Here is a 19,162-nt window from a genome sequence, read left to right on the forward strand (position 1 = left end):
GAGAACAGCATGAGCAAGCTCGCACAGGCAGGCACCTTTTCGCTCGGCGACAGTACGATCAACCGCATGGGCTACGGCGCCATGCAGCTCGCCGGCGAGGGTGTGTTCGGGCCGCCGAAGGATCACGCCATGGCGCTGGCGGTATTGCGTGCGGCGCGGGAGGCCGGCGTGAACCATATCGACACCAGCGACTTCTACGGCCCCCACGTCACGAACCGGATCATTCGCGAGGCGTTGCACCCGTACGTCGACGATCTGGTGATCGTGACCAAGGTCGGCGCCCTGCGCGGCGATGATGCATCGTGGTACCCCGCCCAGAGCCCGGCCGAACTGGTGCAAGCCGTGCACGACAACCTGCGCAATCTCGCCAAGGACGTGTTGGACGTGGTCAATTTGCGCATCATGGGTGACGTGCATGCACCGACTGAGGGCAGCATCGAGGCGCAGTTCAGCGCGCTGGCCGAGTTGCGTAGTCAGGGCCTGATTCGTCATCTTGGCCTGAGCAACGCCACGGCGAACCAGGTGGCCGAAGCGCAGCGCATCGCGCCGGTGGTGTGCGTGCAGAATCAGTACAACCTGGCGCACCGTGGGGACGATGCCTTCGTCGATGCACTCGCGGCCCAGGGCGTCGCCTATGTGCCGTTCTTCCCCCTTGGCGGTTTCACTCCGCTGCAATCACAGACGCTGTCCGACGTGGCCATGCGTCTGGAGAACACGCCGATGCAGGTCGCACTTGCGTGGCTGCTGGCCCGCGCACCCAACATCCTGCTGATTCCCGGTACTTCGTCGCTCAACCATCTGCGCGAAAACCTGTCGGCGGTGGAGCTCGAGTTGGACGATAGTGCGATGGCTGAGCTGGACGGTATCGCCAAGGAACGATGACGGTGTGCCGTTGAAAAGCGGTTGGTGCGACAGGTTTCTTTTGGAGCGCGAATTGCCAGGTTTTCGCGCGATCTGAAAGCAGCAAGGCCGTCGGCGGTTTTAGCGTGCGTAGCGCGCACGCGGTTCGTTCACGCGGTTTTTGGCGTCGAGCTTGATGTGCTCGCGCAGCCAGGTGGCGAACTCGGTTTCCGAAAGGCTGCCTTCGGCGAGGGCGATCATGGTGACGTATTTGTCCTCGTCACTTGCGACGAGGTCGGCTCCGTTGAGCGCGAGGAAAACGCGATAGCAGACATGCGCCGTGCGCTTGTTGCCATCGACGAAGGGGTGGTTGCGTGCCAGGCCAAAGGCGAGGCTGGCGGCGAGCTCGGCAAGATCCGGCGGTGGATCGCCATAGTTGTGCCGTTGCTGCGGGCGGGCGAGCGCCGAATCCAGCAAGCTCTCGTCGCGCACGCCATTGCCGCCGCCATGTTCGGCGAGCTGGCGTTCGTGGATGGCGATGGCGAGCGGTCTTTCGATCCAGATGATCATGGCCGTCGCCTATTGCGCCAGTTTGTGCAGGACATGGCGGTCCTTGCGCATCACTTCCTCGGCCACTTCCATCTGCTTGGCCAGGATGGGGTCGTAGGTGGTGAGGCGAATGCCGTCGGGGGTTTCCAGCGCAAACAGTTCGTCGCCTTTTTCCAGGCGCAGGCGGGCCAGCAGTTCGCGCGGCAGGATGACACCAGCGGAGTTGCCGATGGTGGTGATCTTGAGTTTCATGGCGGCCTCCGGCGTAAGTTATAACGTATGTTATACGTCGATGACGGATGGAACGCAACGTGGCAGGCAGGACATCGGAAAAGAAAGAGCCCGCAATGCGGGCTCTTTCCGTATGCCGAGTCTTTGGGCTGGTCAGCGATGCACTACCAGATCTTCACCCGATCCTTCGGGTCGAGGTACAGCTTCTGGCCCTGCTTCACCTCGAACGCCGGATACCACTGGTCAAGGTTGCGCACGGTCAGCGCTCGGAAGTCGCCGGGGGCGTGCACGTCGGTACTGAGGCGCTGACGCAGGGCTGCATCACGGATCTTTCCGCGCCATGCCTGGCCGAAGGCGAGGAAGAATCGCTGGTCGCCAGTGAGTCCGTCGATCACCGGTGCGGGTTTGTCGCCCAGCGACTTGTGGTAGGCGAGATACGCGATGGTGAGGCCGGACACATCGGCAATGTTCTCGCCCAGGGTCTGTTTGCCATCGACATGCAGGCCGGGCAGCGCTTCGTACTGGTTGAACTGATCGATCAGTTGCTGGCCGGTCGCCTTGAAGTGGGCCAGGTCTTCCGGGGTCCACCAGTTGGCCAGCCGTCCCTGGGCATCGAACTCGGCGCCAAGGTTGTCGAAGCTGTGGCTGATTTCGTGACCGATGATGGCGCCGATGGAGCCGTAATTGGCGGCGGCATCGGCCTTCGGGTCGAAGAACGGTGGCTGCAGGATCGCGGCGGGAAAGTTCAGCGCGTTCTGCAGCGGCAGGTTGACCGCGTTGACGGTTTGCGGAGTCATCCACCATTCGCCCTTGTCGACGCTTTGGCCGAGCTTGGCGCGCTGGTGTTCGTACTCGAACTTCTCGGCCCGCAGGCGGTTGCCAAGCGCATCGTCGGCGCGGATCTCCAGCGTGGCGTAGTCGCGCCATGTGTCCGGATAGCCGACGCCGACGCGCAAGGTGTCGAGCTTGGCCTTGGCCTTGGCGCGCGTGGCCGGCGTCATCCAGCTCAGCGTGTCGATGCGGTCGTTGAACGCGGCGATCAGGTTTTTCACCAACTGCTCGATTTCCGCTTTCGAGGAAGCCGGGAAGTAGTGCTTCACGTAAAGCTGGCCCACCGCGTCGCCGAGATCGTTGCTGGTGGAGCCCACCGCGCGTTTCCAGCGCGGCTGCTGCACCGGCGTTCCCTGCAGGGTGCGCACGTAGAAGTTGAAGTTGAGATCGGCATAAGCCTTCGGCAGCAGGCCGGCCGCGTGGTTGATGGTATGGAACGTCAACAGGTCCTTCCATGCCTGCAGCGGCTCGCTGGCGGTAAGCGCCGAGAGGCCGCTGATCGCGCCGGCTTGCCATGCATCGATCCGCGCTTGATCCTGCAGGCCGGCCGCCTTGAAGTAGCTGGCCCAGTCGAGGCCGGGGGCCTTCTGCGCAAACTCGTCCATGCGCCACAGGTTGTTGGCTTTGTGCACGTCCTCGCTGTCGATCAGGCTGGCCTGCGCCTTGGCGATTTTCGTTTCCAGCGCGACGATGGTTTTCGCCTTGGCCTGCGCATCGGCGATGCCGGCCTGTTGCAGCAACGCGCCGACGTAGGTCAGGTACTTGCCGCGCGCCTCGACCATGTGCGGATCGCTGGACAAATAGTAGTCACGACTGGGCAGGCCGATGCCGCCTTGCAGCAGGTAGGCGATGTGGTGTGACGGATCCTCCAACCCCTGCGTCACGAACAGTCCGAACAGATTCTGCGTGTGGTAGTTGGTGGCGTTGATCGGATCGACATCGGCACGCAGCCGGCTGCCCAGTACGCGGGCAAGATCCTCGCGTGAGGCGATTGCGTCGATCTGCGCCAGCTCGGTCTTGAGCGGGGCCAGGCCGTGCTTCTCGATGGTGGCGGTATTCATCCACGCGGCATAGTAGTCGGCGATCTTGCGTGCATTGCTGCCGGCGGCTGGGTGGCCGACGCCAGCGTTGCGGATCAGCTCGGCAGTATCTTTTTCGGATTGCTCGAACACCTTGAGGAAGGTGCCGGTGCTGGAGCGGTCGGCGGGGATCTTCGCGGTCTTGAGCCAGTCGCCGTTGGCGTAGCGGAAGAAGTCGTCGCCCGGCTTCACGCCGTGGTCGATGCCCGCCATGTCCACACCGGAAGGCTTGTGGGGGCTTTGCTGCGGAGGCGTGGCCGCCAGGGCGGTCGAGCCGCACAGGACGGCGGTGGCAAGAATCCAGCGGGAGCGGAGCATGGGCGTTACCTGGTCGGGAATCGAACCGCCACGATAATCCGCTGCCGCGCGCTTGTGGGCATGACTTTCGGCCTAGGCGCTGACGCGGTTGGCCGGACGGTCCGGTCAACCGCCATATCGCCCGGTCAGCGCACGGTGTAGCCGGCGACGCGCCAGATGCGATCGGTATCCAGGTGGAACGAGATCAGCTCGCGCACCGGCTTCTGGACCTTGGCGAACTGGGTGGCATAGCTGACGTTGATGTACAGGCCGGGCGGCACCGGGCCGCCTTTGGACTGGGTACGGGTGATGGCCGCCAGCTTGCGCGTGCCGGGAGCACCGAGCTTGGTGCGGTCGGCGCCGATCTGTTGCACGAAGTCGGCGCGCTTGGACGTCTGTTTGGTCACGCTGGACGCCTGATCCCACACGCTGCCGATCTGGCCCTGGTCGACCATCTGGGCGATGCGCAACGAGTTCTGCGCCATCTGCGCGTTCTCTTTCTGGAGCTGGGCTTTCTGCTCGGATGTCAGCGCCGGGGCCGCCTGCGTCTTCGCGGCTGTCGCCGGTGCCGGCGATTGCGCAAACGCGCCGGCGGAGGCGCTCAGCAGAAGGGCGGCGAGCAAGGATGTCTTCAGCATGCGGTGGATCTCCATGAGGTTGCAGAGGTGGACGACCCTCGCAGCTTGCACCGACAGACCCATGTGCGTCGAGCCTGTCATGACATCGGGCGAAGTGGTTGTGCCGCGCGATGAAGTGAGTGGCGCTGGCGCCATCAGTGCGCCTCCACGGCGGCGGCTTGGCCGGGATGGGGTGGCGTACGGCAGAACGGCACCAAGATCAACGCGGCCAGGAACATCCATGCCATCAGCCGGAACACGTCGTCGAACGCCAGCGTGGTCGCCGCGCGCGCGACCAGCTGCCCCAGTTCGCCCTTTGCCATCAGCAGGGCGTGCGCGGAATCGGTGGTGAACTGACCGATCCGCCCGGCCAGCTGCGCCACCACGTCGGGCGCGTTGCGGCCGGCTTCGCCGAGGCCCTCGCCGAACCGCGCGACGTGGATGCGCGTCTGGTCCTGCAGCCAGGTATTGACCACCGCGATGCCGATCGCGCCGCCGAGGTTGCGCATCAGGTTGAACAGACCCGAGGCGTAGCGCAGCTCGGCGAGGGCAAAGCCGTTCAGTGCCATGTTCACGCTTGGCACGATGCACAGCATGATCGCGAAACCGCGCAATACCTGTGGCCAGAATAGCGCGGCAAAGCCCCATTCCGGCGTCATGTCGGAGAACAGCCAGAGGCTGGCGGCGAACAGCAGCAGGCCGGCGCTGATCGTCCAGCGCGCATCGATCCGCTGCGACAGCCGTGCCGCCACCACTGTGCTCAGGATCTGCGCGATGCCGGTGACGAATACCGTGGTGCCGATCTGCAGGCTGTTGTAGCCGCGCACACGCCCGAGGAACACCGGCACCAGGTACGTTGCCGCATACAACCCGAAGCCGATCACCAGACTGAGTACGCAGGCCAGCACGAAGGTGGGCTGGCGGAACGGCGACAGCCGTACGATCGGTCCGGACGAGCGCAGCGAGCGCTCCAGGAACAGCGCGAAACCGACCACCGACAACCACGCGGCGGTGGCAATCGCCGGATCGCCCAGCCATTCATGGCGGGGACCTTCCTCCAGCACGTATTCGAGGCCGCCCAGGAACATCGCCATGGCAATCAGGTGTACGTAGTCGATCTTCTTCAGCATCGCCAGGTCGGGCCGGTCGACCTTCACCAGCAACATCGACAGCACGGTGACGGCGATGCCCGGCACGATGTTGACGTAGAAGATCGAACGCCAGCCCACCGCCTCGGTGAGCCAGCCGCCCACGGTCGGCCCTAGCGTCGGGGCCAGCACCGAAACCATGCCGAGGATCGCCGGGATCAACGCGCGCTGCTTGCCGGTGAACAGTGCGAAGCCGGTGGCGAACACGGTCGGCACCATCGCGCCGCCGACAAAGCCCTGGATTATCCGGAACACGGTCATCGACTGGATGTCCCAGGCCATTCCGCACAGCGCGCTGGCGATGGTGAACAATCCTGCGGAAAGCGCGAACAGCCAGCGCGTCGACAACGCCTGCGCAAGGAAGGCGGCGAACGGGATCATCACCAGCTCGGCCATCAGGTAGCCGGTCTGCACCCAGCTGATCTCATCCGGTCCGGCCGAGAGCCCGGCCTGGATTTCATTGAGGGAGGCCGCGACGATCTGGATGTCGATCAGCGCCATGAACATGCCGAACGCCATGATCCCGAAGATCAGGAATTTGCGCGGTAGCGGCAGGTCGGCAGGGGCGATGGAAGTGACTTGGGAGGTAGTGATGAGGGCGTTCACGGGCAGCTCTTGCATTGGTGGCGAATGATAGTATGATGATCATCATATTAAAAAGCGAGGCCGTCATGCGTTACGACACCGAACACAAGCAGAAGACCCGCGCGATGGTGCTGCAGGCCGCGGCGCGGGCGATCCGCACCGAGGGTCCGGATCGCGTCGGCGTGGCAGGCGTGATGGCGGAGGCCGGGCTTACCCACGGCGGTTTCTACGCCCACTTCAAGTCCAAGGACGAGCTGGTGGCCGCGGCCATCGAACAGATGTTCGAGCAGGCGCGTGCGCGGCTGGATCACGAAACCACCGGCCGCGATCCGGCCGAGGGCCTGGGCGGCTATATCGACTTCTACCTGTCGAAGAAACATCGCGACGCGCGCGGTTTCGGCTGTCCGATGGCTGCGTTGTCCTCGGACGTGCCACGGCTGGCGGAGCCGGCGCGCGAACAGTTCGCCGTCGGCGTGCGGCAATCCACTGTGAGCTTGGGCGAGAAGCTGGCTGCATTGGGCCGTGCCGAGCCCGAGGTCGAGGCGCGATCGGTGATCGCCGAACTGATCGGTGCGCTGTCGCTGGCGCGCATCGAGCCGGATGCGAAACGTTCGGACGCGATCCTCGCCGCCTCACGTAGCCAATTGAAACAGCGCCTCGGCATGCAGGGATCGAAACCATGAGCGCCGACGGTACCCCGGGCGTGCCCGCGGCCGCCGTGCCGGCAGCGCCGCGCACGCCGTGGTCGCGCAAGCCGGTGCTGGTCGCCGCCGTGGCCCTGGTGATCGCGATCGCCGGTGTGTGGTGGATCGCCGCGCCCAAGCGCAGCGTCTCCACCGACAACGCCTACCTGCAGGCCGACAGCTCGGTGGTCGCGCCGAAGGTGCGCGGGCTGGTTGCTGCCGTGCTGGTGCAGCACGACCAGCGTGTGCGGCGCGGTGATCCGCTGGTGCGTATCGACGCGGAGGAATTCGACGCACGGGTCGCATCGGCCACGGCGGAATGGCAGAACGCGCAGTCCAGCGTCGCCGCGGCAGCCGCCGCGCTGATCGCGCTCGATGCGGAAGAGAAACTGGCAGGGTCAAACGTGCGTGCGGCGCAAACCTCGATCCGCTCGTCCGAGGCGCAGCAGGCGCTGGCCGAAGCCGACCGCAGGCGTTTCGACGCACTGATCGCCAGCGGCGCGGTGGCGCGTCGCGATGCCGAGCAATACCGCACCGCGGCGGTTACCGCGCAGGCGAACGCCGAACACAGCCGGGCCGAGTACGCAGTGAGTCGCGACCAGTCGGCGGTAACTCACGCCAAGCGGCTGACGCTGCAGGCCAATCTGGCCCAGGCCAATGCAGCTGTGGCCAGCGCGAAAGCCGCGCTCGACCTGGCGCGGCAGGATCAGACCCATACCCTGGTACGCGCACCGATCGACGGCGTCGTCGGCGACCGTCAGGTCGAACCCGGCGATTACGTGCAACCGGGTACGCGCCTGCTCACCGTGGTGCCGCTGAATGCGTTGTATGTGATCGCCAACTTCAAGGAGACCCAAACCGCACGGATGGTGATCGGGCAGGACGTCGGCGTCGAAGTCGACGCGCTGCCCGGACAGACCCTGCACGGCCACGTCGAGAGTTTCGCGCCGGGTTCCGGCTCGCAGTTTTCGCTGCTGCCGTTCGAGCCGGGTACCGGCAACTTCACCAAGATCGTGCAGCGGGTGCCGGTGCGCATTCGTTTCGATGCCGATCAATCGCTGCTCGCGCGGCTGCGGCCGGGTCTCTCCAGCACCGTCACCGTGCAGTTGACTGCACCGCGTTCCGCACAGGCAGCGCGCTGAATCTGCACGGTCACGCATCGCCGGGACGTGCTCCGCAAGAAACGGATATTGCCCATGGATGGCAGTCGTCAAATTGGCATCCCACCTTTCCCCCAGGTATCGACCCATGAAAATTCAAGACAGCACGGCATTCGTCACCGGCGCCAATCGCGGACTCGGGCTCGCCTATGCGAAAGCCCTGCTCGCGGCAGGTGCCCGCAAGGTCTACGCCGGCGCGCGCGATCCCTCGACCGTACCGTCGCTGGAAGGCCTCGTGCCCGTGCGAATCGATGTCAACCACGCCGGCGATATCGCCGCCGCGGCCGCCCAATGCGGCGATGTCGATCTGTTGATCAACAACGCCGGCGTCATCGGCAGTGAACCGCTGCTCGGCGCGAACGGCGTGAATGCATTGGACACCGTGCTGAATACCAACCTCCATGGCGTGCTCGCCGTGAGCCGTGCATTCGCACCCGTGCTGCGGGCGAACGGCGGCGGCGCGCTGGTCAACATGCTCTCGGCGTTGAGCTGGACGAGCTTGCCGGGCAGCGCCAGCTATTCGATATCGAAAGCGGCGGCGTGGGCGCTGACCAACGGATTGCGCAACGAACTGCGCGGGCAGGGCACGCTGGTGGTGGGCGTGCACGCCGGGTATATCGATACCGACATGGTGAAGGACGTCGACAGCCCCAAGTCGCGTCCCGAAGACATCGCGCAGGCGGTGCTCGACGGCATCGAGGCGGGCGCATCCGAAGTGCTGGCCGACGATACCGCGCGATACGTCAAAACCGGTTTCACCGCCGTGCCGTCGCTCTACCTCGGAGGCATTCCGGCTTGAACCACGTCCGGCGAAGCCGGGTCATTTCTCGATGCGGTAGTTCAGGCTGGCACGGCTGAATTCGGTGGCCTGCTGGGCCTCGAAGTTCCAGCGCTTGCTCAGGCGATAACGCAGGGTGATCACTTCGCCCGGTTCGAACAGGCCGACGCCATAGCTGAGGTACAGCCGTGGCGAAAGGTATTTGCCGACGGTGAACGCCGAGTTGCCGCCCAGCGCCTCGTTGCTGGAAACGCCGATGTCGTCGACACCGAGTTTCGAGCCCACGCGCTTGGCCAGCAGGTCGCCGGCGGCGGAGCCGAGCGCCTGCGCCGCGGCGCCGACCATGTCGCCTTCGCCACCTTTTACCTGCGACAGCGGCTTGCCGGTGACCAGGTAGGACAGCGCATCGGACTGCTCCATCACCGGGTTGGAGAACACGGTAAGGATCGGTCGTTGCGCCGTGCCGGAAACCAGCAGGCCGACTTCCTGGCCTTCGTCGATGGTGGCATTCGGATTGAGCTTGCGCACGGCGCGGATGTTCAGGCCGGGGTTGTCGATCGGCGTACTGGCGAACAGCAGCTGGCCGCGCTGGATCTGCAGGTTCTGGCCGTAGGCGCGATAGGTACCGTTGACCGTCAGCTGGCCTTGTCCGGCGGTGGCGCGTCCGGGATGTTCGACCACCGTCAACAGGCCGCTCACGCGACCATTCAGGCCCATCCCGACGATATGTGTCTTGTGGCCGAGATCGACCTTGATCAGGGCGCTGATAGGCAATTTGCTGGCGGCTTCCTGCTGCTGTTTTTCATCGATTATCACCACGTCGGGCGATGCCTGGGTGGCGCCGGCACCGGGCAGTTTTTCGGCATTCACGTCGGCGCTGTCGATGCTGAGCGAGCCACCGATGTCGATGCCCTTGGCATCCTGCTTCACCGTGAGGTCGGGCGAGATCACCACCTTGGCGGCGGGAATATCGGCGGCGGTGAACTCGCTGCCCTTCAGAGTGAGCAGGGTCTGCGCGCCGGTGCCGATGCCGGCATGGCCATTGATTGCCACGCTACCCTTGCCCGATTGCACGGCGCCCTGGATCAGGAACTGGCGTGCATCGGTGGTGCTCACGGTGAGCTGCCCCTGGCTCAGCTTGAGGCCGGCCGAGGGTACTTCGGCGGCAAACCCGCGCACATGGGCCTGACCGGTGATGGCCGGCTGTTTCAGTGTGCCGGCAAAGCGGAAATTGCCGTCGACGCCGCCCTTGACGTTGGCCACCTCGTTGCTGAACAGCTCGATGAAGGCGAGATTGTTCAGGCGCAGATCGAGTTGGCCGCCCAGCGATTGCTGGGCGCCGCTGAGGGTGACCTGGCCGTCCATGCGCCCACCGTCATCCAGTCCGGCGTGCACGTCGATGCGCTGGCTGGCGGGCGCGAGCTCGGCTGTCAGGCGCAACTGGTCGTAACGCAGCAACGGCTCATCGGGTCGATCGGTATAGGTGACGCTGCCTTGCGCGGAAGTAATCGATGCGTTGCCGCTGAGTGCGCCCGCGGCGCTGCGGTGGATCTTGCCGCTGCCCTCCAGGGTGCCGTCCGCACGCATCGGCAGGTCGGCATCGCCGGCAGCGTTCAGCAGCAGCGCCAGCGGCAACGCATGCAGGCGGTAGCTGGCGTCGAGGTTGCCGGGTTTGTCTTGTTTCGCCGCCAAACACAGTTGCGGGTCACCGGCCGTCAGGCACAGTTCGGACAGGCTCATCGTGCCGTCGTTGTAACTGAGCTGCGACGGTTGCGACAGGCGCCATCCCGGCATGCCTTGCGGTTGCAGGTTGAGGGTGGAAAGCGTGCCGCTCCAGGCGGAACCCTTCAGTGCGCCGTGCAAGGCAAGCGCGCCGGACAACTGGGTGCCCACCGCATCGATGGCGAGGCGATGGTCGCCCTGGCTGCCTTCGGCAAGCAGGTTGAGATGCTGGAAAAGCAGGCCTTGCAGATAGACGTTGCGGGTCTGCAAGTCCAGCTTGCCGGCCGGGTGGCTGATATCGGGGATGCCGACAATCAACTGCAGCGCATCCGCCTTCTGCTGCTGCCAGGCCAGTGAATATCCGTGCAACTGACCATTGACGCTGAGCTTGGGCTGCTTTCCGCGAATATTGAAATGGCCGTCCATACGGCCACTGGCATCCGGCAGCCAGTCACCCAGCGAGGCAATCGCCAGCTGCAGGTCGATGTCGTTGCTGGCGCCGGCCCGGGCGTCCAGTTTCACCGTGCTGCCGCCGGACGCGAGGTTGAGCTGGCCGTCGACGACTTCATTCGGCGACAGGTGCAATTTTCCGGTGCCGCCGATCGCACGTTCGCGCAACCGGCCAGTGAGCTTGCGGATCTCCAGCGTGGCATCCGGGCCGTTCTTCGGTAGCGTGCCGCTGCTGGCGATGTCGAAATCGAGTGCGCCCTTCCAGCCAGCGAACAATTGGCCGGGATCGAGCTTGTTGGCGGTGGCCTCGGCCTGCCAGGCAAGGGTCGGTTGCAGGGTCAGCGTGCCGTTGGCCTGCAGGCCGCCCCGCGCCTGTTTCAACGCCAGCGTGTGCAGGGTGACCAACTGCGGGGTGCCATCCAGATCCAGTGAGAGTTTTGCCAGCTTGCCGGGCGGACCGATATCGACATCGCCGTCGGCGTGGTATTTCTCGGCGCTGCCGCTGGCCTTGAGCTCGCCATGGCTGGCCAGTTCCTGCCCCGCCAGGTCCTCCGGCAGCAGCAGGTCGTTCCAGCGGATGTCCAGGTCGGCGCTGAGCGGCTTTGCCGCCAGGTGCACGGTACCGCTGGCCGCCACGCGGCCCTTGATCTGCGGCGAGCCGAGGTTGAGTTGCTGCAGTGTCAGCGTGTCGAAGTCGTGGCTGAACTGCGCGCGCAACGGCTGCAGCAACAGCTGGTAATCGTTGAGGTCGAGCCGGCCGTCGAGGGTGCCGCTGTAACGGTCACCGTGACCTTGCACGGCGATCGCCAAGGCCTTCAGCGAGCTGTCGCCAAGGATCGGCTTGGGATCGAAACGGGGCGCGTCGAGCTTGCCGGTCCAGGCGTAGTCGCCGCTCTGGGACAGCTTCAACTGCAGTTGCACCACCGTGGGCGCGCTGAGTTTGAGGTCGAGCTGCGCCTGCCTGCCGTCGCTGTGTGCATCGAGGCTGCCGGCGTATTCGGTGTCGCCGACCTTCCAGGCGAACGCGGCCTTGCCGTTGCCCTTGTAGTTCGTGCCGACGGCCAGTTTGCCGTCGAGGTTGGCGTGGCCGTCGGGCGCCTGCAGCACCAGCTGACGCAGTTCGATGCCGCGCTGCGTCCAGCTGCCGGCCAGATCGAGTTTGTCTGAAGCGAACAGCGGTTGGCCGTCCTGCGTCACCTTCACCGTGCCCACGTGGACTCGGTCGAGGATCAGTTCCACCGGCGGCTTCAACGAAAAGCCTCCAGAGCTGGAGGTATCGTCGTCGGCTGCTTTGGGCAGGGCCACGTCGACACCATCGACATCCAGCGCGAGCACGTGCACCCGTTTGGCCAGCAATGGCCAGATGCGCAAATCCAGGTGCGCCTTCGCCACTTTCACCAACGTGCCCTTGCCATCGTCGTAGCGCACACCGGCCAGATCGAGCGGGCCGATCAATCGGCCTTGCGCCTGCTGTACGTGTAGCGCGCCGTCCATGGCGGCCTCTGCTCGCGCCAGCGCAAAGCGCAGGCCCGATGCGGTGCCGAGCAGCCAGCCAGCGGTCACGGCCAGCAACAGCAGAAGCAGCAGCAGGGCCACGCCGAGCCAGCGCAACCAGCGGCGGCGAGGTGGAACGGGAGCGGCGGGTGTGGTGGCTGTCATCATCATCAGAGATCCGGCCCGATCACCAGATGCAACTGGATGCCGTGTTCGCGGTTGTCGTGAATCGGCGTGCCCAGGTCGACCCGGATCATGCCGACCGGGGAGCGCCAGCGCACGCCGAGGCCGGCACCGATCTTGGGACGATAGTCGACGCCGCTGAAAGCATTGCCGGCATCGACGAAGGCGGCCATGCCCCAGTTGCGGGTGAAATAGTGCTCGACCTCGGTGCTGGCGACCAGCAGGTTCTTTCCGCCGATGACGCGGTCGTCGCTGTTGCGCGGTCCGATCGACTGGTAGCCGTAGCCGCGCACCGAACGATCGCCGCCGGCGAAAAAGCGCAGTTGCGGCGGCAGCGCGGTGAAATCGTCGGTCCAGGTATACCCGGCGCTGCCGCGCAGGATCAGCCGGTTGCGACTCTTCGCGCCGAATGCGCGGATCCATTTCGCATCGGCGGTGAGCTGGCTGAAACTGGCATCGGACAACAGGGTGCCGGCGGTGCTGCGCGCGGCCAGGCTGATCGACCAGCCACGGTGCACGAAGTCGGGGTTGTCGGCCTTCTTGCGCGTCAGCCCGGCCTCGGCGAACACCAGGGTGCTGCGGCCGTGCTCGATGCCGGGCGTGCTGTCCGGTTCGTTGCCGCGCTTGCCCACGGTGAAGGTGCCGGACAGCGCATGCACGCCCAGCGTGCGGGTCCAGTTGTGCCATTGCCGTGTTTCGTTGCCGACCAGTTCCAGCGTGCGTGATTGCGAGGTAGTGGTGTTGGCGTCGCGGAAGTTGGCGCCGAAGTTGTAGCTGCGCTGGTTGGGGCCGGGCATCGGGATCGAGTACAGCGTGGACAGCGTCTTCAGCTTCTGCGCCACGACCAGTTCGTTCTTCCACTTGTGCCCGCGGCGGTTCACCCAGCGGCGCTCGACGCCACCGCGCAGGCCAACGCCGGTGTCGGTACCGATGAACGGACCACCGGTATAAATCGTGCGCTTGGCCGGCGCCAACTGCACGGTGACGTCGACCGAGCCATTCTTGGCTTCATCGACATCGGGCAGCACGTTGACCACCGCGAAATAGTCGGCGCCGTTCAGTGCCTGCTGCAGTTCCAGCAACTGGTCCTGCGAGAAATAATCGCCCGACTTGAATGGCACGTAGCGGTCGAGGAAACCGTCGTTGAATTGCGAGCCTTCGAAACGCACCTGGCCGTAGCGATAGCGCGGGCCCGCCTGCCAGGCCAGCTTGATCACCGCGCTGTGGTTGGCGCGGGTCACCTCGACCCGGTGGGTGACCAGCCGGGCATCGAGGAAGCCGTTGGCGGTCAGTTGCCCGCTCAACGTGTCCCGTGCGGCGTCGTAGGCGCCATGATCCAGCCGCTGGCCCTTGAGCCGTTCGAGTGAGCGTTTCGCGCGACGCAGCGGGGCGAGATCCGCCGCTTCCTTGTCCAACTGCAGTTCGACGGCGGTGACCTTCACCGGTTCACCGGGTTTCACGTGCAGGGTCACCCGCCAGTCCTTGCCGACCTGCTGCAGGTCGCCGGTAACGGTGGCATCGTAGTAGCCGTAGGGTTCCAGCCCCGATTTCGCCTGTTCCGGCGCGTGCTGGTACAGCCGCCGGACTTGCGCATCGCTGACGTCGCGGGTCGCGTATTGCGACAGTTCGGTGGCGGAGATCACCGCGCCTTTCAACGGATCCTCGACGCCATCCACCACCAGTTGCACGCCGGCATGGGCCTGTGAGGCCAACAGCAGCAGGGGCAGCAACAGCAAGCTCAGGCGTCGGGCGGTTCGGCGCATGCGTGGGGTTCCGTCCTGGGAAGCATTACGTGGGGTAGGGGGAGCTTACCCAACTTGAGGTTGGCATCGTATGAACACGCTGCGCGGTTCCACGGATGGACGGCGCCGGCGAAGCGACATCAACCCGCCGAGTCGCCCGCCTTGTGCGCGATCCACGCGCCGGTCACCGCCGATACATAGGGAATCGACTGTGCCGCGAGGATGAACATCCACAAGGTACCTTCGATGTAGCGCGTGCCGTAGCCCTCGGCCATGCCGACGATGCACAGCGCCAGGGCGATCGCCATCAACAGCTCCTCGCGCACCGGCGCAAAGGCCGCGAAGTTGCTGCCGCCCAGGCGTCGGCTCTTCGCCGTCACCACGAACGAGGTCTTTTCGCGGGTCAGCCCGTGCAGGATGCCGCGTGCGATCGCGTGCGACAGGCCCATGCTGGCCAGCGATGCCATCAACGTGTCGCGCCAGCTGCACGGCACGCGGGCGCGGTACAGCACGATGCCGAAGATCGCCTTGGCGAAGAAGAAGCCGATCACCGGGATCAGGAACAATTGCATCGGCAGGCTGAAGTACTGCGGGTACGCGATCATGCCGGCGGTCCAGAACAGCGCCATCAGCGTAAAGATCAGGTGCAGCGCATCGGCGAACCAGCTGAACCAGCCAGTGAGGAAGTGGAAGCGCTGGCCCGCGCTGAGCGGGCCGCGCTGGGTCATCCAGCTCCAGCGGCCTTTCAGGATCTGCATCGCGCCGAATGCCCAGCGGTAGCGCTGGCTCTTGTACGCCTTGAAGTCGGCCGGGGTCAGGCCCTTGCCCATCAATTCGTCGACATAGACCAGCTCGTAGCCGGCGTGCATCAGGCGCAAGCCGAGTTCCGCGTCCTCGCAGATGGTCCATTCGGACCAGCCGCCGGTGCCTTCCAGCGCATTGCGGCGAACCATCGTCATGGTGCCGTGCTGGATGATCGCGTTGCGCTCGTTGCGGTGGTGCATGCCGATGCGGAAGAAGCCGTCGTACTCCCACGCGGTCATCCGGCGGAAGGTGTTGTGCTCGAACTCGCGATGCGCCTGCGGGCACTGCACCACGGCAACCTTCGGATCGTGGAAGTGGCCGGTGAGGGTGGCCAGCCAGTCGGCGCGCACTTCGTAGTCGGCATCGATCACCGCCACTACGTCGGCTTGCGGATCGGTTTCCTTCAAACCGAAGTTCAACGCACCGGCCTTGTAGCCGGGCCACGGTTCCAGGTGGAAGAAGCGGAAGCGCTTGCCAAGCTTCTCGCAGTATTCCTGCACCGGTTTCCAGACGTCCGGATCCTTGGTGTTGTTGTCGATCACCAGCACTTCGAAGTTGGCGTAGTCGAGCGCAGCCAGCGAATCGAGCGTGATGATCACCATCTCCGGTGGTTCGTTGTAGCAAGCCAGGTGGATCGACACGAAGGGCTGCTTTTCCGGCGGATCAGGTGTCAGCATGCCGGCGTGGCGGATCCATTCGCGTCGCCACAGCACCTCGGTGAACTCGAAGCCGTTGATCAGCAGGATCGCCAAAATCGCGATCTGTGCCGGAAACAGCAGCACCAGCATGGTCCAGTCGATCCAGCTCAGGTAGAAGTTGAACGGCAGGGTCGCCGACCAGGTGATCAGCCCGCAGGCGAGCTGGATCAGTGCGCAGAAGAAGAACCGTCCCATCAGCTTGAAGCGGCTGAAGCGGCGCGCGAAGAAAATCATCGGGAACAGCGCCAGCAGGCTGGCGGCGATCGCTTTCCACGGCCAGGCGGTGTCCTCGGTGACCGGGCCGGTCAGCGGGAATTTCAGCTGGCGATCGGCGTTGAACATGCCCCAGTACGCACCGGTGCGGCCTTCGCCGAGGGCTTCCTTCCATGGTTGGTCGAACGCTTCGAGCAGGAAGTAGTCGATGTGCTCGAGCTTGGCTACGTTCATCCAGTCGCGGATGAAGATCGCCTCGTTGGACACCGACGGATCGGCGTATTCGTGGCGGTCGCCGTTGGACGGCCAGCCGATCTCGCCGACCACGATCGGTTTGTCCGGGTAATGCTGGCGGATCTGCTGGTAGGCGCCGAGCGCCGCGGGCACGGCGTCTTTGCGCGCGATGCCGTTCCAGAACGGAAACAGATGGATCGTGACGAAGTCCACGTGCCGGGCCAGCTCGGGATATTTCAGCCAGATGTAATCGGGCTCGGCGATCGACACTGGCTGGTGCACGGCGGCGCGTACCCGGTCCAGATAGACCATCATCTGCTCGGGCGTGAGGTCGCCGCGGAACAGTACCTCGTTGCCGACGATGACGCGGTTGATCGTGTCGGGATACGCACGTGCCTTGGCGATCAGCAGCTCGATCTCGCGCTCGTTGTTGTCCAGGCGCTTGTCGATCTCGGCGCCGGCCATCACCTTCAGGCCTTCCCGCTGCGCCAGCCGGTACAGCTGCGGGTTCTGCTGCATCGTATAGGTGCGCACCCGATCGCTGTATTTGTGCAACAGCTTCAGGTCGGCGGCGATGTCGTCGTCGCTGGGGTAGTCCTGCTTGAACGGGCTCTGGTAGCGCTGATACACGTTTAGCGAGAAACCGCCGATCTTGCCGTGCCAGTCGTCCGGGCCATGCGGCAGGTTGCTCCACCACCACAACCCGATGTTCATTGCGGCCACGATCAACGCAAGCGCCAGGGCGACAAGCAGCGGATAGGGGCTTTTGCGGTTTGCGGCAGTGGCGCTCAAAAAAAATCCCGGGAAGCCTGCGCAAAAGGCGCGAAAGCCTGAGGAGCTTAACCAATGCATGGCTACCGGCTCAACCAACATCGCAAGTAGCGGTCAGCCCAAGGTCAGCGCGCGAAGTGTCGGACGAGAAAATATACCGACTCTGGCGAGCTCGTTTCGGGTCCCGTCCGGTTCCCCGATCGATCCAGCCATTGGATCGGTCCGGTTGCGGTACCGCGCACCGCAACCTTGAATCCGGCGCTGGCGCAGGCTTCGCCCTGTCGGGAGCCATGGTGCAAGTATCGAGAATCAGGCTAGAGTTGCCGGTCGGCGCCCTGCCTGCTCCCGGAAATGCGTGAAGACAATCGCCGATCCCGTATTTTCACGGCAGCGCCGGGCCATGCCCGCCTGGTTGCTGGGCCTGCTGGTGGGCGGGTACATGCTGGCGCTGTTCAACCATCGACTGTGGTTCGAGCTGGACGAGGCGTTTGCGGCCACCGGCGGCATGCACGCGCATGCCTTGCTGGCGTCGGCGGTGATCCTGCGGCTGGTGGGCAGCCTGGTACTCACGCTGGCGCTGGTGCTGTGGCCGTGGATCGGCAAGCCGTTGCTGGCGGTACTGCTGGTAGTGGCCGCAGCGAGCGCCTATTTCATCGACAAGTTCGGCGTGCGGCTCAACGAGGATGTGGTGCAGAGCATCTTCGAAACCCGGCACACCGAGGCCGCGGCCATGTTCACCGCCGGTTCGGTGGGCTGGATCGGCCTGCTGGGCGTGTTGCCCGCGGTCATCGTGCTGTGCATCCCGTTGCGTTTTGCGCGGCCACGGCAGGCGCTGCTACAGCGTGCGCTGGTCGTGTTGGGCGCGGTAGTGATGATGTTGGTGCCCTCGTGGCTGGCCGGTCGCGATTTCGTTTATTTCAACCGCAACCACCGCGTCATGTACGAGGTGTTCAACCCTTACGCTGCGATCAGCGGCACCGGCCATTATCTGCAGCGTGACGTTTTCCACCATGAGCGACCGCTGGTGCCGATCGGTACCGATGCGACCCTGCAGCCAGCGGCGACGATGGCGGCGCGCAGGCGCGTAGTGGTGCTGGTGCTGGGCGAAACCGCGCGTGCGCAGGACCAGTCCCTGCAGGGATACGCACGCGATACCAATCCGGAGATGCGCCAGCGCGGCGCGGTCTATTTCACGGACGCCTGGTCGTGTGGCACGGCCACCACGGTGTCGGTACCGTGCATGCTGTCCAACATGACGCGGGCGCGTTTCGACAAGCCGGTCGCCATGTCGCAATGGAATCTGCTGGACGTGCTGCAGCATGCCGGGGTGGACGTGTTCTGGCGTGACAACGATGAAGGTTGCAAGGGCACCTGCGTGCGGGTGCCCAACGAGGATCTCACCGACGCGCGGATTGCCGGGTTGTGCGATATCAACGGCTGCCTGGATCAGGTGCTGATCGATGACCTGCCGCAGCGGCTGGCGCGGATGCGTTCGCCAGCGTTGCTGGTGCTGCACTTGCGCGGGAGCCATGGTCCGGCCTATTACCAGCGTTACCCGGCCGCGTTCGACCGCTTCAGGCCCGGCTGCAATACCGCCGAGGTGCAGACCTGCAGCTACGCGCAAGTGGTCAACAGCTACGACAACACCATCCTCTACACCGACCATATCCTGGGCAAGGTCGTGGATGCGCTGGAGTCCAGCTCCGATGTCGACAGCGCGATGTTCTACCTGTCCGATCACGGTGAATCGCTGGGCGAAAACAACATCTACCTGCATGGCGCGGATCGGGACCGCGCGCCGTCGCAACAGACGCACATCCCGATGTTGTTGTGGCTGTCACCCGGATGGCAACGCGACGACGGCCTGCAGCGGACTTGTCTTGATGTGCGGCGCACGCAGCCGGCCAGCCAGGACAACGTTTTCCATACCATGCTCGGGCTCTTCGGCGTGCGCACTTCGCTGTACGACAAATCGTTGGACCTACTGGCTGGCTGCCGCCGGTAAGGGCAGCCTGCTTGCGGCGTCGGGCGCAGCCTGCGCATCGTTTCGATT

At 64.8% G+C, this 19,162-nt stretch carries 13 protein-coding genes; 5 read left to right on the top strand and 8 right to left on the bottom strand.

All coding sequences use genetic code 11. The annotated features are described in order from the left end of the window. Positions 1 to 9: 9 nt before the first annotated feature. The gene (locus ACPPVV_RS04630) at positions 10 to 882 is read left to right on the top strand and encodes an aldo/keto reductase family oxidoreductase (RefSeq protein WP_426702300.1); all 873 of its coding nucleotides are present in this window, start codon (positions 10 to 12) and stop codon (positions 880 to 882) included. A gap of 99 nt (positions 883 to 981) precedes the next feature. Here ACPPVV_RS04630 and ACPPVV_RS04635 read toward each other — a convergent pair whose 3' ends face one another. The 5 genes from ACPPVV_RS04635 to ACPPVV_RS04655 form a co-directional block, all read right to left on the bottom strand. Continuing rightward, a complete protein-coding gene (locus ACPPVV_RS04635; protein ID WP_426702301.1) occupies positions 982 to 1,410 on the bottom strand; it encodes a type II toxin-antitoxin system death-on-curing family toxin in 429 nt (142 codons plus the stop codon). 9 nt (positions 1,411 to 1,419) lie between these two features. Beyond that, on the bottom strand, positions 1,420 to 1,641 hold the full coding sequence (locus ACPPVV_RS04640; protein WP_426702302.1) for an AbrB/MazE/SpoVT family DNA-binding domain-containing protein: 222 nt from the start codon (positions 1,639 to 1,641) through the stop codon (positions 1,420 to 1,422). A 143-nt stretch (positions 1,642 to 1,784) separates the two neighbouring features. Further along, positions 1,785 to 3,848: a M13 family metallopeptidase gene (locus ACPPVV_RS04645; RefSeq protein ID WP_426702303.1), complete on the bottom strand. Its 2,064-nt coding sequence runs from the start codon at positions 3,846 to 3,848 to the stop codon at positions 1,785 to 1,787. 125 nt (positions 3,849 to 3,973) lie between these two features. Next, positions 3,974 to 4,465, bottom strand: a complete 492-nt coding sequence (locus tag ACPPVV_RS04650) for a DUF4019 domain-containing protein (protein WP_426702304.1) — start codon at positions 4,463 to 4,465, stop codon at positions 3,974 to 3,976. 134 nt (positions 4,466 to 4,599) lie between these two features. Beyond that, complete coding sequence (locus tag ACPPVV_RS04655; protein ID WP_426702305.1) at positions 4,600 to 6,198, bottom strand: DHA2 family efflux MFS transporter permease subunit; 1,599 nt, start codon at positions 6,196 to 6,198, stop codon at positions 4,600 to 4,602. 65 nt (positions 6,199 to 6,263) lie between these two features. On the opposite strand from ACPPVV_RS04655, the gene ACPPVV_RS04660 reads away from it, so the two are divergent. The 3 genes from ACPPVV_RS04660 (at position 6,264) to ACPPVV_RS04670 (ending at position 8,819) form a co-directional block, all read left to right on the top strand. Then, entirely contained in the window at positions 6,264 to 6,860 is a 597-nt protein-coding gene (locus tag ACPPVV_RS04660) for a TetR/AcrR family transcriptional regulator (protein ID WP_426702306.1), read from the top strand. Further along, the gene (locus ACPPVV_RS04665) at positions 6,857 to 8,002 is read left to right on the top strand and encodes an HlyD family secretion protein (protein ID WP_426702307.1); all 1,146 of its coding nucleotides are present in this window, start codon (positions 6,857 to 6,859) and stop codon (positions 8,000 to 8,002) included. The genes ACPPVV_RS04660 and ACPPVV_RS04665 overlap by 4 nt, the downstream gene beginning before the upstream one ends. 106 nt (positions 8,003 to 8,108) lie before the next feature. Next, positions 8,109 to 8,819 carry an SDR family oxidoreductase gene (locus tag ACPPVV_RS04670; protein ID WP_426702308.1) on the top strand — a complete coding sequence of 237 codons (711 nt, stop codon included), beginning with the start codon at positions 8,109 to 8,111 and terminating at the stop codon, positions 8,817 to 8,819. 21 nt (positions 8,820 to 8,840) lie between these two features. On the opposite strand, the gene ACPPVV_RS04675 is transcribed toward ACPPVV_RS04670, so the two are convergent. From ACPPVV_RS04675 to ACPPVV_RS04685, 3 genes are all read right to left on the bottom strand, one after another. Next, on the bottom strand, positions 8,841 to 12,635 hold the full coding sequence (locus ACPPVV_RS04675) for a translocation/assembly module TamB domain-containing protein (RefSeq protein WP_426702309.1): 3,795 nt from the start codon (positions 12,633 to 12,635) through the stop codon (positions 8,841 to 8,843). Next, positions 12,635 to 14,410, bottom strand: a complete 1,776-nt coding sequence (locus ACPPVV_RS04680) for an autotransporter assembly complex protein TamA (protein WP_426702310.1) — start codon at positions 14,408 to 14,410, stop codon at positions 12,635 to 12,637. Before ACPPVV_RS04680 ends, ACPPVV_RS04675 begins: the two co-directional genes overlap by 1 nt. Before the next feature lie 119 nt (positions 14,411 to 14,529). After that, on the bottom strand, positions 14,530 to 17,130 hold the full coding sequence (locus ACPPVV_RS04685) for a glycosyltransferase family 2 protein (RefSeq protein WP_426702311.1): 2,601 nt from the start codon (positions 17,128 to 17,130) through the stop codon (positions 14,530 to 14,532). A gap of 334 nt (positions 17,131 to 17,464) precedes the next feature. Between ACPPVV_RS04685 and ACPPVV_RS04690 the strand changes: the two genes are divergently transcribed. Beyond that, a complete protein-coding gene (locus tag ACPPVV_RS04690; protein WP_426702312.1) occupies positions 17,465 to 19,114 on the top strand; it encodes a phosphoethanolamine transferase in 1,650 nt (549 codons plus the stop codon). The last annotated feature ends 48 nt before the right edge of the window (positions 19,115 to 19,162 follow it).

Source organism: Rhodanobacter sp. Col0626, assembly GCF_049994385.1.
In the GTDB taxonomy this organism is placed as follows: domain Bacteria; phylum Pseudomonadota; class Gammaproteobacteria; order Xanthomonadales; family Rhodanobacteraceae; genus Rhodanobacter.

What these genes read in the sequence shown, in the direction of transcription:
- ACPPVV_RS04630 (WP_426702300.1), top strand. Translation starts at nt 10, where the DNA reads ATGAGCAAGCTCGCACAGGCAGGCACCTTTTCGCTCGGCGACAGTACG.
- ACPPVV_RS04635 (WP_426702301.1), bottom strand. Translation starts at nt 1,410, where the DNA reads ATGATCATCTGGATCGAAAGACCGCTCGCCATCGCCATCCACGAACGC.
- ACPPVV_RS04640 (WP_426702302.1), bottom strand. Translation starts at nt 1,641, where the DNA reads ATGAAACTCAAGATCACCACCATCGGCAACTCCGCTGGTGTCATCCTG.
- ACPPVV_RS04645 (WP_426702303.1), bottom strand. Translation starts at nt 3,848, where the DNA reads ATGCTCCGCTCCCGCTGGATTCTTGCCACCGCCGTCCTGTGCGGCTCG.
- ACPPVV_RS04650 (WP_426702304.1), bottom strand. Translation starts at nt 4,465, where the DNA reads ATGCTGAAGACATCCTTGCTCGCCGCCCTTCTGCTGAGCGCCTCCGCC.
- ACPPVV_RS04660 (WP_426702306.1), top strand. Translation starts at nt 6,264, where the DNA reads ATGCGTTACGACACCGAACACAAGCAGAAGACCCGCGCGATGGTGCTG.
- ACPPVV_RS04665 (WP_426702307.1), top strand. Translation starts at nt 6,857, where the DNA reads ATGAGCGCCGACGGTACCCCGGGCGTGCCCGCGGCCGCCGTGCCGGCA.
- ACPPVV_RS04670 (WP_426702308.1), top strand. Translation starts at nt 8,109, where the DNA reads ATGAAAATTCAAGACAGCACGGCATTCGTCACCGGCGCCAATCGCGGA.
- ACPPVV_RS04675 (WP_426702309.1), bottom strand. Translation starts at nt 12,635, where the DNA reads ATGATGATGACAGCCACCACACCCGCCGCTCCCGTTCCACCTCGCCGC.
- ACPPVV_RS04680 (WP_426702310.1), bottom strand. Translation starts at nt 14,410, where the DNA reads ATGCGCCGAACCGCCCGACGCCTGAGCTTGCTGTTGCTGCCCCTGCTG.